The organism is Streptomyces sp. NPDC001351 (genome assembly GCF_042896045.1).
Lineage (GTDB): Bacteria > Actinomycetota > Actinomycetes > Streptomycetales > Streptomycetaceae > Streptomyces.
In genome coordinates this window covers 43,678-56,939 of sequence record NZ_JBIAWS010000008.1, presented here as the reverse complement: position 1 = coordinate 56,939, position 13,262 = coordinate 43,678, and the positions used below count along the sequence as shown (strand labels likewise).

Annotated in this window: 13 protein-coding genes and 1 tRNA gene; 4 read left to right on the top strand and 10 right to left on the bottom strand. The window is 67.4% G+C overall.

Annotated features, from left to right (window positions below; translation table 11 throughout):
- Positions 1-13: 13 nt before the first annotated feature.
- The 4 genes from ACFY1U_RS28280 to ACFY1U_RS28265 form a co-directional block, all read right to left on the bottom strand.
- Positions 14-424 (bottom strand): hypothetical protein, encoded by a 411-nt coding sequence (locus ACFY1U_RS28280; protein ID WP_390696926.1) that lies wholly within the window; start codon positions 422-424, stop codon positions 14-16.
- 395 nt (positions 425-819) lie between these two features.
- On the bottom strand, positions 820-1,104 hold the full coding sequence (locus ACFY1U_RS28275) for a hypothetical protein (protein ID WP_390696925.1): 285 nt from the start codon (positions 1,102-1,104) through the stop codon (positions 820-822).
- A gap of 250 nt (positions 1,105-1,354) precedes the next feature.
- A complete protein-coding gene (locus ACFY1U_RS28270; protein WP_390696924.1) occupies positions 1,355-2,518 on the bottom strand; it encodes a ParB/RepB/Spo0J family partition protein in 1,164 nt (387 codons plus the stop codon).
- Between the two features lie 486 nt (positions 2,519-3,004).
- Positions 3,005-3,160: a hypothetical protein gene (locus tag ACFY1U_RS28265; protein ID WP_390696923.1), complete on the bottom strand. Its 156-nt coding sequence runs from the start codon at positions 3,158-3,160 to the stop codon at positions 3,005-3,007.
- Between the two features lie 223 nt (positions 3,161-3,383).
- On the opposite strand from ACFY1U_RS28265, the gene ACFY1U_RS28260 reads away from it, so the two are divergent.
- Entirely contained in the window at positions 3,384-3,926 is a 543-nt protein-coding gene (locus ACFY1U_RS28260) for a hypothetical protein (protein WP_390696922.1), read from the top strand.
- Between the two features lie 4 nt (positions 3,927-3,930).
- Positions 3,931-4,746, top strand: coding sequence for a hypothetical protein (locus tag ACFY1U_RS28255; RefSeq protein ID WP_390696921.1), 816 nt, complete (start codon positions 3,931-3,933; stop codon positions 4,744-4,746).
- Here the strand turns inward: ACFY1U_RS28255 and ACFY1U_RS28250 are convergent.
- Positions 4,724-5,704: a recombinase family protein gene (locus tag ACFY1U_RS28250; RefSeq protein WP_390696920.1), complete on the bottom strand. Its 981-nt coding sequence runs from the start codon at positions 5,702-5,704 to the stop codon at positions 4,724-4,726. The genes ACFY1U_RS28255 and ACFY1U_RS28250 overlap by 23 nt on opposite strands.
- A gap of 489 nt (positions 5,705-6,193) precedes the next feature.
- Between ACFY1U_RS28250 and ACFY1U_RS28245 the strand changes: the two genes are divergently transcribed.
- Positions 6,194-7,888, top strand: a complete 1,695-nt coding sequence (locus tag ACFY1U_RS28245; protein ID WP_390696919.1) for a tyrosine-type recombinase/integrase — start codon at positions 6,194-6,196, stop codon at positions 7,886-7,888.
- Positions 7,889-7,993: 105 nt separating this feature from the next.
- Here the strand turns inward: ACFY1U_RS28245 and ACFY1U_RS28240 are convergent.
- From ACFY1U_RS28240 to ACFY1U_RS28225, 4 genes are all read right to left on the bottom strand, one after another.
- A tRNA-Arg gene (locus tag ACFY1U_RS28240) sits at positions 7,994-8,066 on the bottom strand.
- A gap of 253 nt (positions 8,067-8,319) precedes the next feature.
- The gene (locus ACFY1U_RS28235) at positions 8,320-9,831 is read right to left on the bottom strand and encodes a hypothetical protein (RefSeq protein ID WP_390696918.1); all 1,512 of its coding nucleotides are present in this window, start codon (positions 9,829-9,831) and stop codon (positions 8,320-8,322) included.
- Complete coding sequence (locus tag ACFY1U_RS28230; protein WP_390696917.1) at positions 9,828-10,757, bottom strand: hypothetical protein; 930 nt, start codon at positions 10,755-10,757, stop codon at positions 9,828-9,830. Before ACFY1U_RS28230 ends, ACFY1U_RS28235 begins: the two co-directional genes overlap by 4 nt.
- Positions 10,758-10,987: 230 nt before the next feature.
- Positions 10,988-11,788, bottom strand: coding sequence for a hypothetical protein (locus ACFY1U_RS28225; protein ID WP_390696916.1), 801 nt, complete (start codon positions 11,786-11,788; stop codon positions 10,988-10,990).
- A gap of 152 nt (positions 11,789-11,940) precedes the next feature.
- Between ACFY1U_RS28225 and ACFY1U_RS28220 the strand changes: the two genes are divergently transcribed.
- Positions 11,941-12,345: a helix-turn-helix domain-containing protein gene (locus ACFY1U_RS28220; protein WP_390696915.1), complete on the top strand. Its 405-nt coding sequence runs from the start codon at positions 11,941-11,943 to the stop codon at positions 12,343-12,345.
- Positions 12,346-12,567: 222 nt separating this feature from the next.
- Here ACFY1U_RS28220 and ACFY1U_RS28215 read toward each other — a convergent pair whose 3' ends face one another.
- Positions 12,568-13,179: a hypothetical protein gene (locus ACFY1U_RS28215; RefSeq protein WP_390696914.1), complete on the bottom strand. Its 612-nt coding sequence runs from the start codon at positions 13,177-13,179 to the stop codon at positions 12,568-12,570.
- Between the last annotated feature and the right edge of the window lie 83 nt (positions 13,180-13,262).

Below are 13,262 nucleotides of genomic sequence, written 5' to 3'. Positions count from 1 at the left end.
CCGTGTGATCCGTTCACAACAGTGTGCCCTGTTCGTACGGGCCGGCCAGCGGTCCCAGCTCGCGCACCTCGTCGCCCGTCACATCCTTCCACCAGGCGGCGAAGACCCTGCGGTGGCACCACTGCGCCGGGTCGGCCAGGTCTTCGAAGCAGAGCAGGACCAGCCGGTGTTCGTGCTCCGTGTTCACGATGGCCCGCAGCCGCTCCGCGATGCGTGCAGGACCGATCTGGTCGAGGTCGGCCCGGTAGGCGGCGGTGAACTCGGGGAGGGGCTTGGTGAAGTACTCCCGGCGCGGCGCCAGCTCCCGTACCGCGTGCTGGAGGGGGTAGGGGAGCTTGAACCGCGGGGCGCCCAGGGTGATGCGTACGGGCACCCCTTGCGGGGGCTGGAATGCCTGGTACCGGTTGGTGAAGAGGGTGAGCAACCTGGCTCCTTCCTTGCTGGGGACGAGTGTCCCTTCATGCGTCTGGCCCCGGTCGGGGTCGACCGGGGCCGTTGGTGGTGTGGCCGGTGATCCGGCCGGAGGGTCAGGACGTGTCCTGCCGCCACGCGCGCCTTTCCGCGTGACGCGCCGCTCGGCGACGCCGCTTCTTGACTCGGGGACCGACCTCACTGGGATACAGAAAGCAGGTGCACCCACGGCCGGCGTAGCGGCAGGTCTGTCCATGCCCAGGGCGGACCGCGCCCAGCATCTTGGTCATTTCGAAATCCCCTCCCGGTGGCCGCCCGCCCGCCTGTCCCCGTGCACCGCGTCGGCCGCGCCTCTCGCTGGCGGGGGCTGTCGGACCGGACTGTGAGGTCCGGTCCGACAGGTGGGGCTCAGTCCTGGGGGCTGGCCTTCCGGGTGGTGGGCTGTGCCAGATGGATGGCGATGTCAAAAGCCTGGGGCTCACGGTTCGGGAACTCGGCCGTCACCCGCAGGACCCGGTTGCACTCGCTGGCAACCCTGGAAGCCGTGGTCTTCTCGGTCTCGATGATGAACTGGGATGCCGGGCCAGGGATCCTGTCACGCGCCGAGTCCATGAGGTACTCAAGGAATTCGGTGAGGTTCCGGATGCCCGGGTCTGCCGATTCCTGCCCCCAGTCCAGTTGAGAGTTATCCATTATCTCGCCCTCTTTTCCGCTGTTGAGTTGAGAATATTTTTCCTGCTTTACATTTATAATCTTAATGGAATTCGAGGGCTGGGTGCATATTCACCCGGAATTGATTTCCGGGATTTCCGGGCGGATTTACGCGCGCTTTTGAGGTGGCGCTCGCGCGGTGCCGCAGACACCGAGCGGCGCGGCCGGGGTGCTCCCGGCCGCGCCCCTGGAGGGGAGGGAGGGGGCCCGGCTGCGCCGAGCCCCCTCTGCCTCACTTCGCCGTTGCGGGCTCCGCCGTCTTGGCGGCTCCGGCGACGGGCTCCGTCTTCTTCTGGGCCGGAGCGGTGGGGGCAGGGCTCTTGCCCGCACCCGCGCCCGTGGCCTTCGCGCGGGGGGCCGCAGGCTTGGCCGCCGCCTTCCTGGCGGTCGGCTTCGCCGCAGCCGTAGCCGATCCCTCGGGCTTGGCCGCGCCCTGCCGCTTGGCCGCCTGCGGCTTGGTGGCCTTCTGCTGGGCGGCCTCCTGCTGGACCTCGACGGCCGCCTTGTTGAACTCGGCCGCCATGGCCCGCTGGACACCCTGGGCCTTGCTCAGCAGGTTCCGCACCTGCTGCACCTGGCTGTAGATCTTGCCGACGACGCGCACGTAGCGGTCGAGGTCGGTGCCGAGGATGACGGCCAGGTCCTCGGGCTTCTTCTCGCCCAGTTCCTCAAAGAGGGGGATCAAGATGTCCTCAGCCTTGCCCAGGCCGTCCTTGGCCTTCGCCCTGGCCTTCTTCCGCTGCTCCTGCACCTCCTCGCTGGGCGGCTCCTCGTTGGTGAGGGAGGTCTGCTTCTCCATCATCTTCAGCCCGTTTGCGAAGTGCTGGGCCTCGGCCTCGCTGTCGAAGTCGCCGCGCACGTACCGCATGGCCGCGACCATCTGATTGGCCGGGCTGAGCTGGGCGATGTGCCAGGCCAGGTTGTTCTTGATGTGGCCCTCGTCGACCATCTTGGCGACCTCGGGGCGCAGGGTGAGCAGGCCGAGGCGCCAGGTGATGTGGGTCTCCGTCTTGCCGAACTGCTTGGCAATCTTGGCGGGGGTCCAGCCGGCCGCCTTGAGGTCGGCGTACGCACCGGCCTCCTCCATGATCGTCATGTCCTCGCGGTTGACGTTCTCAGCGATGCTGAGGACGTACGCCTTCTCCTCGCTGGCGTCCTTGATGACCTTGGCCGGGATGGTCTCCAGGCCGGCCTCCTTGCAAGACCGCCACCGCCGCTCGCCCGCGATCAGCACGTAGGGAGCCTCGGCGCTCTCGGTCGGACGGACGACGACCGGCTGCAGGAGGCCGTTCTCCTTGATGCTGCCGGCCAGCTCCTTCAGCTTCGCCTCATCGAAGAACTTGCGGGGCTGGTCGGGGTTGGGGACGATCTCCGAGATCTTGAGGTTGACGAACATTTCCCACGCCTTTCCGAATTCGAAGGAGAGCCGTCCTTTTTGGCTTTCCCTTTTTCCTTACACTTATATCTTAATCGCATACACCCCTAAAGCAAGTGGGTAATTCTTTTTAATTCGAGAAATTCAATTCGGAATTCCTGGCCGTTTGCGCATGTCGACGCAGCGAAAAAAAGGGGGGTGCGCGAAGCGCCAGCCTCGGGTGGCGAGTCGTGCCCGGGAATGAGGCGAGCCCGCCACGGCCTTCGGTCGTGACGGGCTCCGCTCCCATTGCACGCCCCGGTGGCCGCGCTGGTGCGGCCGCTCCTCGCGGGTGGGGCGCGGGGGGGTCGGCCACCCGCGAGGAGCAGGGAAGGCGCCGCTCGCGCAGCGCCGCCGACGCGGAGTCACGGCGCTTGCCGCACCCGTCCGGCATGCTTGAACATACACAACGGTTCCAGTGATGTCACCTATCTCTTCGGGAAGGTGTGCCAACTTGCGTTCAGCGGGTCATTCATCGGGCGGAGTGTCATCCGGCTCCTGGCGGGCCTGAATCTCCAGCATCCTGCGCGCCTCTTGCAATGCCTTCGCGCTTGCTCCACCCCGGAGCACCCGCGGGGGCTCCTTCGCCAGCTCGGCGATCCGCCGCTCGTCTGGCTCGGACATGCGATTCCTCCCGTAAACGACACGCGTGTTGCCAACGCCGCCCACTGGAGCCCTTCCGCGCACGCCCGTTGGCGTAAGGGTGTGAAGCGCAGTGACACCCACCCCGCCTCACCCCTTCACGGAAACTACCCAGTAAACCGTGCAACCTATCCGACCTGCGACGTAGTCTGAATGTCAAGCGTTTACTATGCGTTTCGCATATGCCAGAGCAGGGAGCGGGGACATGGCACACACGTCGGCGACGTCCGAACTCATGAGCCTGAGTGAGAAGTTGCTCGCCCTGTTGCGTCTGCGTCGCGACCCGGACGGCTTCACGCCCAGTGCCCGTGACATTGCACAGGCAACGTCAGTTCCCGGGCAACGCAAACCAGTTGTCTCGACGAGTCAGGCAACCAGCCTTGTGAACGGCACCAGTTGCAACCCCCGCTCATCCACCGTCACCGCACTCGCCCAGGCGCTCGACGCCCCGGCCGCCTTCCTGCTGCCGGGGTGTGAATGGGACGACCTCGCCGCGCTGCGCGTGTACCGGGAGCGGCCCGAGGCGCGCGAGGCGCTGCGCTTAATGGAAGGCCTCGAGACCGAGGACCTCGTTGAAGTCATGTCGATGCTCAGGAAGATGCGCCGGGATGCGGGGCTCCCCGAAGACGTTCCGGCGATCCCCCCACCGCCCCCTGGAGTCGACCAACCCCGCGAAGGCCGGCCGCGCCGCCTGAGGAGCCTGAGCGAAGCCGCCGAGAGGGCAGCGGCTGACCTGGAAGGACGCTAGACCCTTGACCACCCCCCTCTTCAGCGCGAGCGCCCTCCTCACCGCACTCGCCACCGCCGTCTACCTCGCCTACGCTCCCCGGTCCCCACGCCGGGAGCAGTCGCTCCTCGCCCGCCGCGCCCTCGTCGTGCTGTGCGCAGGTGCCTTCACCAGCGCATGCCTGCTGGCTCCGCCCGTCGCCGCGGCAGTGGACCGAGTCACGGGCCACGGCGGTGCGGGCGCTCTCCTATGGGATATGACCAGCGGGCTGACCATTCTCAGCATGCAACTCGTGACGGTGAACTGGTGGTACCCGACCGCCTGGGTCCGCGGAGCGGTTGTGGCCCACATCGTCTTCTTCTGCGGTGTCATGGCGGTGCTGGTCTGGGAGTTCCAATATGTCCGCGCCTCTTCCGCCCAGCTGTTCTTGGCGTCCCATGTCAACGGCATGGCGGGCGCCTTCGTGCTGACGCACCTCGGCTTCCTGGTCGTCATGGCTACAGCAGTCAGCCTGCAGTACATCGCGCTGGCCTGCCGCGCCTGGTCGCGCAGCAGACCCGTCGCAGCTGCCGGTCTCGCCGTCAGCGCCGTGGGGTGCGTGCTGGGCCTGGCCTACTCCGGCACCCGCGCCGGGCTCACCATCGCGCACCTCGCGGGAAGGACGTTGCCGTCCGTCGTCGAGACACACGTGGTGCCCATCACCGGCGCCCTGGCGGCGCTCCTCGTCACGGTGGGCATCACCCTGCCCACGATCACACAGCGGGTCCTCCTGCCGCGCAATCGACCGGCAACGGGCCAGGCCGCCAAGGACACCGCCGTCAGGCGGATTGCTCTTCCGTAGAAGGCTCCGCGTCCCACGTCCGCCACTTCAAGGCCACCCGGTCCGCGTCCACGGTGCGCGAGCCCCTGGACGCGGCCGGGTACACCACCACCTGCTCCAACATGAGGGCCACGACACCCTGCTTCGCGACCAGCGGTGCGTGCTTCCACCAGCGCACCAGGTCCGGCACCACCCCCACGGGCACGTGCTTGACCCGCTCAAGACGCCGCGCCTTCGCCCTGTCCGCATTCGCCTGCGCCGACAGATGCTTGTCGGCCGCCTTGAACGCCTGGAGCGACATGCCTGAGGGGCGGGCATAGTCCTCGCCCAACTCCTTCTGGCGGCGCTTGGCATCATCCGCGCTCTTGCGCAGCTGTGCCGCCTCCTCCAGCAGATGCTCGCGGGCCTGCTCGATCAGCGCACTGACGGCGGGCTTGGCCAGCTCCGCCAGCACGTGCTCGGCGAGGTACCCCTCCAGCAGGTCCGCGTTGATCCGCACCTTCCCGCAGCCGCCGGGGTGCTGCGCCGTGCTCGGCTTGCAGCGGTAGCCACGGCTGCCCGCGTTGGAAGGAGCCGCCCCAAGAGGGTGGGCGCACAGTCCGCACACGCCGTCCTCGCCGCCCAGCAGATACTCCTGCCGCGGTGCACGCTCGCTGTCCGGCTGGTACTTGGGTCGCCTCTTCCGGATGTTCAGGAACTGCGCGGGCGGAATCAGCTCCGGCCCCCCGGAGGGCACCAGGTTGCCTTCCTCGTCCTCGTAGAGCCCGGCGATGGCCGGGTGATCCAGGACCGAGGCCAGCGCGGCAGGCCGCCACTCATTGCCCAGGGTCGTGCGGTGCCCCTCCGTGTTCATCCAGTCGGTGATGGTCCCAAAGGGCTGGCCGGCCTCGGCCCGGTTGGCGGCCTCCCGCAGAGACGGCAGCTCGGACTCCATCGGCTTCCTGAACGCGGCATCCGCGAACCCGTACAACCTCGGCACAGAACCTCCCCAGCCTTATCCGACCCCGATACACCTCGCATGCTAGCGAAGATAGGTCACACGGCTGCAAAAATCAGGCGCATGCCAGCGAACCGGCATGCGCCAGCAACTCCCTAAGGCAGCTCTACACACGGGCGCTCCACCCCGAGCAGCCGCCACAGCTCCGCCGTCGGCACACGAACCGTGCTGCCCAACGGGAGCGTCCGCACGGGGAAGGACCCACTACGGATCAAGGCATACGCCTTATCCCGGCTAATCCCCAAAGCATGCGCAGCCGTTGTCACATTCACGGTGGCAGGAAGAGCCACCAACTCCTCCAGACCCATCGCCCCCGGCGAGGCCTGCTCCTGCACGTCCTGATCAGCCATCTCGTTGGTCGCAATCTCCCCCGCGCCAACTTGCAGGCGACTTTACCTCAGTGTCCGACAGCCCTCCCAAGATCAAGACAGACCGCGAAAACGCGATCACAGAACGACCGGCAGCACCCGGATGACGGGCAGCAAGGGCGAGGGAAGCGCATTGTTCGAGGAGAAGACGTACAAACGGTGCAGTTGCAAGGGCCCCAAGACCTACAACAGCGGGCCACGGAAGGGGCAACCAGTCCTCAACGCCGACGGAACACCCAAGATCGGCTACCTGGAAACCGCCTGCCCACTCCTCAAGAAGCGCGACCACGGCTCCTGGTACTACAGCTTCGAACTCCCACCCGGACCCGGCGGCAAGCGCCGACACCCCAAGAAGGGCGGCTTCCGCACCCAGGCAGACGCCGCCGAAGCCTGCGAGAAAGCCTGGAACCTCGCCCACGGCGGCGTACAGATCGACTCGAAGGAAACCGTCGAGCAGTACCTGCGGCGCTGGTTCGCCAAGCGCGTCGACCTCAAGCGGTCCACCCGCGAAGGCTACGAAGACCACATCAACCGCGTCTTCATACCCGCCCTCGGACACCTGAAGATGCTCGACCTACGCACCCGGCACATCCAGGACATGTTCAAGCAGATCTGGGAAGACAACAAGATCCACCAAGCCAACCGCGAAGCAGCCCAACAGGCCCTCACCGTCGAACGCGCCGCCCACACAGCATGGCGCAAGTGCGCCGCCCGCCCCCGGCCGCCCGAGCTCCGACAGAACTGGAACGACGCACGGAACGCGCTCCGGCAGGCTCGCAGCAAGCCACGCCACATCACCGGACCCGGGACCCAGCTCAAGATGAACAACACGCTCAGCGCCGCCCTCGAAGACGCCGTCAAGGAAAAGCTGATCAGCGAGAACTGGGCAAAGAGCGTCGTCCTACCGAAGTACGTCCGCCCCAAGCCCCTGGTGTGGACCGACGAGCGAGTAGCCCGCTGGCTGGCCACCGGCAAGAAGCCGGGCAGGGTCATGGTCTGGACCCCTGAACAGACCGGCGTCTTCCTCGACGGCGTCGCAGAGCACCGGCTCTACCCCATGTTCCACCTCAAGGTCTTCCGCGGCCTGCGCCGCGGCGAATCCGCCGGCCTGCCCTGGAGCGAAACCAACCTCACCCTCGGCACCGTCCACATCAGCGAACAACTCGTCGCCGCCTCCTACGAAGTCTGGGAAGACACGCCCAAGAGCGACAGCGGAGAACGCACCATCTCCCTGGACTCCCAAACCCACGAACTGCTCTGCCTCTGGCAGCAGCGCCAGCAAGCAGAGCGCCAGGAGTGGAACCGCGCATACGAGGAATGGCAGCAACACAAGCAACGGCGCAGCCAGCCCGACGAGCCGAGCAGCAAGACCGAGAAGACGTACCCGTGGCAGGACACCGGACTCGTCTTCACCTGGGAAGACGGCCGCGCCTACCACCCCGAGTACCTGTCCCAAGCCTTCGAACGGCTCGTCAAGAAACTCGGGCTACCACCCGTCCGCCTCCACGACCTCCGCCACTGCGCGGCGACCCTCTCCCTGGCCGCCGGGGTCCACATGAAGAAGATCCAAGTCCTCCTCGGCCACAGCAGCTACTCGCTGACCGCCGACACCTATACCTCGGTACTGCCGCAGTTCGAGAAGGCCGAGGCGGACGCCTCCCTCGCCCTCGTGCCACGCGCCGGAAAGCCGGAGGAGGCCGCGCCCGCCGCTGTCGCTCCAGACGAGGCGCCTGAGGTGCCCGAAGACGCTAGTGACGGGCTCGACGCCCCCGATGTTCCCGGAGAGACGGCCGCCTGACGGCATGTTCCCAGGATGTTCCCAGCACACATGACGAAGGCCCTCCGCGAGCTTCACGGAGGGCCTTCTTCATGGCCAGACAGGCTCTGACCTGGTATTTCTCTGTGCCCCCGGCAGGATTCGAACCTGCGACACCCGCTTTAGGAGAGCGGTGCTCTATCCCCTGAGCTACGAAGGCGGGGATCTGTCGGAAAATGTGTCTGAAATTCACCCGAAGCTGGACGAATGTCATTCCACTGGGTACCGACAGGTCTTCGGCAGCGCGGCCTGCGAGGGCTGCGCCACCGCCGCCAGTGTAGCGGGTGGCCTGGTGGTGGCAGGCGACTGTTGGACTGTGAAGCCGGCTGCCCTGGTCGGGCAGGAGGTTGGACGGGGCGGGGCTCGGCCACGACAGTCTTGGTGGAGTGCTGGGGCCGGGCCCCGGCTGTGTGTCAGGTGGCGCGGCGTCCGGTGACGCGCGCGGCGCAGCGGGCGACGGAGTTGCTCACCCACGCGTAGCCGATGTAGATAAGGAAGGCCGCCTTTGCGCCGTATGCGGGGACGCGCTCATGTGGATATGACTGGTCAAACCGGGAATGCTGGGACTCGCTGTCCTGTCGGAACCCCTTCAGACGCCGCCCTGCCGGCGTTTCGGGTGCGATTTGGCGCAGGTGTTCGGTGCGATTGAATCGATTTCGCTTGGTGGAGGGGTCGATTTCCCGGTCTTCCTTGGTCTCGTCGACACGGATGCGGACACCGTGGGGTCCGTGCGGGCAGGTGATTTCGAGACGCTGGTAGAAGCGAGCCTGTGCCCCTTTGCGGAATTCAAGCTCGCGGACCGGAAGGGGCGTGTAGAGGGTTTCGCCTTCCACAGTGATGTGGCGTTCGCAGACTCGGCCGGCTGCAGCGTAGAGGTCGTGGTCGGGGCGGCCTTCTTCGCATTTGTGTTTCTGGAGCGGCTGGGGTTCGAGGCCGCCGTGCTGCCCGGTGAAGACGACGAGTCCTTCGGCGATGAGCGGTGCGCGGTGGACTCCGCGCAGGGCCTTGTCGTAGGTGATGGCGCGTACACCGGGGGCCATGGCGAGGATTTCCTTGACCAGTCGCACTGCGGCTTTTCCTTCGTCTTCTCGGTGAGGGTCGTGTTTGCGTGCTTTGTGGCGTACGGATTCCAGGGCGAGGATGACGCGGCTGTGCGGGATGTTCGCGGCTCGGACAGCGATGGAGAGGAATTTGTTTCCGTAGACCGGGCGGCCGCCGCCTTCTGTCGTGTGGTGGGCGTCGGGGTCTACGCGGTGTCGGCGGATTTCGCCGGTTTTTTTGTCGGGTTCTTCCAGCATGGTGTGGTCGGACGGTGGAGTAGCGACGGTTGCGTCGCCGTGGAGGACCTGTTCGCGGGCTGGGTAGATCCAGCTGCCTCGTGGGTTGACGGCGAGCATTCCTTGGGCGACGGCCTGTTCAATCCATTTGCCGCGGCTGATGTCGCGCACGGCGTCTCCGGCTGCTTTGAGGTGGCGCTGGAAGAAGTAGTTCCACTGGCTGCGGGTAGGGCCGGTCGGTGGGAGTGCGGCGGCTTCCTCGGGGTCGATGAAGTCATGGATCGCGTGCCGGATGGGATCCCACCAGAGGGGGCGGGCGAGGTGCGCGGCGGTGCTGCGGGCGGAGCCGAAGACGGAGATCGCGCAGAGGAATACGAAGTAGATGTACGACGGGTAGACGGGGGGTCGGCCGACTTGGCCCTCTTCGCGCGGTGGGAGGGCTTCGAGCGCGGTGGCGTAGAGGTCGGGGTTTCGGATGAGGTATTCGAAGCGCAGGTCGATCGTGAGGGGTGGGGCTTCAGGGCTGCGTGGTGGCGGGGCATCGGAGGCGGAGCCGAAGGCGTCGTCGGGGATGGGGCCGAGTACGTAGCTCGGGCCTTCGGTGGTCTTCTTCTTCGCCGTGCGGCGTCGGCGCTTGGGGGTGCTCATGCCGTGTCCGCTTCGTCGGACTGCCAGTCCAGGGAGGCGAGGGCGGCGGCGCTGTCGAGGGAGGACAGGCCCAGGCGGCGGGCGACTTCCGAGAGCTGCCCGGTCTCGTCGAGGATGCGGCGGGCGACGTAGCGGGTGACGTCCTTGGGCTCGATGCGGCGCTGAGAGGTGGCCAGTCCGCTGCGACGGGCGATGTCACCGAAGCCGGAGCAGACGCTGGCGTGTGACCGGTAGGCGGACGACGCTGCGGTGACCAGGCGCCGCGGTGAGCCAGTCTCGGTGCCGCGCAGCAGGTGAGCGCGGCGCAGCCACAGCACGCGTGCGCTCCACTCGTCCAGGGGGCAGCAGCGGCCGCGGGTGCGGGTGGCGCCGTCGGTCCACACTTCGGCTTCGAAGAGGTCGAGGAGGTTGAGGTCGTCGGTGGTCGCAGCGGCGATCTCGGCGCTGTGCAGACCTGCCAGCAGCAGGGCCAGGAGGGCGGCGTGACGGCTGTTCGGCATGCCGCGCTCCGAGTGGAAGCGGAGCAACTGCACGTCGGCGTCGCTCAGTTCGTGTCCCCTCTTGCGCGGGCTGCGCGGAATCGGCGGGAGATCCACGAGCGGCGCGGCCATGGTGAGGCCGAGCGCCCGCGCCTCGGAGAACAGAGCTTCAAGCGCGGAGCGGCGCTGCCTGCGGGTGCCGCCGGCCGGGTTGAGGATGATGCCCTGGCGGCGGTCGTGGCCAGGGGCCTGGATGAAGTACGCGACCAGCTCTGCGGTGACGTCGTCGAGCCGCGTGACGTCCTGCGCGGCGGCGAAGCGCAGAAGGCGCTCGACGACCTGGGTGTAGAGCGCGACGGTTTCGAGGCTGAGTTCGCCGGCCGCGGCGCGCTGCTGCCAGACGCGGGCGACGGCCAGAAGGGCGTCTTTGATCTTTGTTCGGGCCACGGGTGCCTTCCCGGTTCACGGCCGCACCCGGCTGAGGGCACGGCGGATCGCTGAGTTGAAGCGGCGTGGGCCCGCTACTGTGGGCGGTGCCCTTCGCCTTGGGTGAGGGCATGCCGAAGCCCCTCGTACGCGCGGTCCGTCCGCGCGGCGTGGTGTGGAGGCGGGGGTCCGGCAGCGCCACCCGGCCAAGGGAATGGGGCGCTGTCGGACCTGCTCTTTCCTGAGTCGTCCTAGGGCATGGGGTGCCTCCTCAGTTTGGCGAGGAGCGCCGCTAGGCCCCTGATGTGACCGTGAAGGGCGATCATGTCCTCGCGCGAAAGCCGCCCGAGGTCGGCCAGCAGTACCGGTGGGCTGAGCAGGGCAATCAGGTCGTCGCCGGTCGAAGCCGCGAGGTCGTAGCTCTCCAGGCGCTGTGCCGGGAGAACGCTCTCGGAGGCGGTCCGAACACGGACCTTGCTGGTGTCCCCGTCGGCCGCCTGATCGTCGGCGCGCCTACGGGGCGAGGGTACGGAGGGATTCTCGTGCCAGCGCAGGTAGCCCCCGTCCTCCGGTAGAAGCATGCCGACCGCCACCATCAGGTCGACCAGCACCTCGATGTGGCGGCTTCGCTTCTCGTCGAGGTCTGAGAGCGTCATCAGCTTGCTGACGAGGCCGATGCGCAGCGCGGGCCCCTGCGCCAGCCGGGTGCATGCACACCGGGCGAACCATGACTTCGCCCACGCCGCTCGAAGTGCCTGACGCCCTTTCTCCTCGCTCTTCTTCCAGGCTGCGGCCACGGCCTCACCCGCCCTCGTCGGCTGGTACGCGCCACGTCCCGGTGCCTGCTCGACCAGCCCGTAGGCGCCGAGAAAGCTCATGACGAGCCCGCAGCGGTGCGCCGAGACGCCGGTGAGCGCCTCCAGGTCGCGAGCGGTGAACGGGCCCTCGGCCGAACAAGCGGTTCGGGTGATCGTCAGATGCTCACCGGCGAGCACCCGGTCCGTGGGAAGCGGCTTCGCGGTCGGCGTGGAGACACCCCGGCGACTGCTCACCTCCGACCACCTCCTTCGCCGGCCCGGCTCGTGACGTCGCAGGACAACTTCCGAGAGGGAACGCGGGTAGGGCCCCTCACAAGATCATGCAATTCAAGTAGCATGTGGGGTGGGTGGCCGCACCTCGGTGAACGCTCCGTCACACTGGTCGCATGCCTGGAGGGAAGAGACGTGCCAAGAAGCCCCGCGAATACGTCGCTGACGGCGTCTGGCCGTACGCGGTGATGGATGAGCTGCTTGGGGCGCGTGTCGCGCAGGCTGTCGCGCGTGCGCTCGCGGAAGCCATGGAGCGCCACGAGATCAGTGCCAACGCGCTGGCCCAGGCGAGTGAGGTCAACCGGCAGGTCATCGCGAACGTACTGGCCGGTGTCGTGTGGCCCGATCTGCTGACGGTGGCGAGCTTGGAGGGGGCTTTGGGCGAGCGGCTCTGGCCCGATCACCTGAGCTGGCCGCAGGACGAGAACGGGAACCGGGCGCAGCCCCTGCCTGAAAGGATCAGCCGTCAGCGCGACCTGGAGACAGCCGAGCGTGACGATCGCCGGCCAAGCGCAAACTAAGTCAATGGGCATGGGTGTTCGACCCTTCGGTGGGTGAGGTTGGCCGAACGCCCGACGAGCGCCACCGGAAGCCGGTAACGTCGGAAGCCGCGGCCTGCATGGGCGCCGACCACCGCCGTGTCCGAGGCCGACAGGGTTCCAATCCACGGGCCAAGGCGCGGCGGCGGTCATTTATGAGGTTGTGGGCTGGGTGACGGCTTCAAGGCCGCAGGGCGGTGATCGTCAAGCCGCCTGCCAGGGGGCCGCGAGCTGGTAGAAGACTTTCTTCTTGCCCCGCCGGTCGCTGTCGTCGCTCTCCTGGCGCACCAGCGCTCCCCGATCGCATAGGGTTTCGAGGACGGCACGGTTGCGGCGTACCGCGTCGCGGGGCTCGCCGAGTTCTTCAGTGACGGCTTGAACGCTCCAGTGCCGGCGCGCGTCGGTCGAGATCACCTTCATGATGGTCACGGACCGCTCGCCACCGATGAGCACGACCGGATTGCCCTCGGGCAGTGTCGCCGCTTCGCTCGCGCTGCCTTCCGGAGCGGTGGGCGCAGCAGGGGCATCCGCCGCGTTGGGCACCACGTACAGGTGCGCGTTCGGGGACTGGCCGCGGGCGGCCCGCAGCTGTTGCCCTTCCCGCACCGCCGAGTGCAGTGCGTCCAGCACCTGTTGGGCTTTGTCGCGACTGTCGCACGCGCATTGACGGTCCGACTCGATCTGGGCGATCGCAGTCCGGAGCCTGCGCAGTTGTTCGTCGTGGGACTCGATGAGGGCATTGCACTCGCGGAGCATCTGCTCCATCTCCTGAGCCACCCAGTCCGCCGAAGGCGGGCGGCCATCGTGCTGACTCATGCTGCCACAGTAGCGGTGAGGCAGGCGTGCCGTCTGCCCTTCGCGGAAGTGGAAGGCTGACACTCCTCCGCGGCGCTGGGAGT

Excerpts from the sequence above, each read along its gene's own strand:
- ACFY1U_RS28245 (WP_390696919.1), top strand. The coding sequence starts at position 6,194 with ATGACGGGCAGCAAGGGCGAGGGAAGCGCATTGTTCGAGGAGAAGACG.
- ACFY1U_RS28235 (WP_390696918.1), bottom strand. The coding sequence starts at position 9,831 with ATGAGCACCCCCAAGCGCCGACGCCGCACGGCGAAGAAGAAGACCACC.
- ACFY1U_RS28275 (WP_390696925.1), bottom strand. The coding sequence starts at position 1,104 with ATGGATAACTCTCAACTGGACTGGGGGCAGGAATCGGCAGACCCGGGC.
- ACFY1U_RS28220 (WP_390696915.1), top strand. The coding sequence starts at position 11,941 with ATGCCTGGAGGGAAGAGACGTGCCAAGAAGCCCCGCGAATACGTCGCT.
- ACFY1U_RS28270 (WP_390696924.1), bottom strand. The coding sequence starts at position 2,518 with ATGTTCGTCAACCTCAAGATCTCGGAGATCGTCCCCAACCCCGACCAG.
- ACFY1U_RS28260 (WP_390696922.1), top strand. The coding sequence starts at position 3,384 with ATGGCACACACGTCGGCGACGTCCGAACTCATGAGCCTGAGTGAGAAG.
- ACFY1U_RS28215 (WP_390696914.1), bottom strand. The coding sequence starts at position 13,179 with ATGAGTCAGCACGATGGCCGCCCGCCTTCGGCGGACTGGGTGGCTCAG.
- ACFY1U_RS28265 (WP_390696923.1), bottom strand. The coding sequence starts at position 3,160 with ATGTCCGAGCCAGACGAGCGGCGGATCGCCGAGCTGGCGAAGGAGCCC.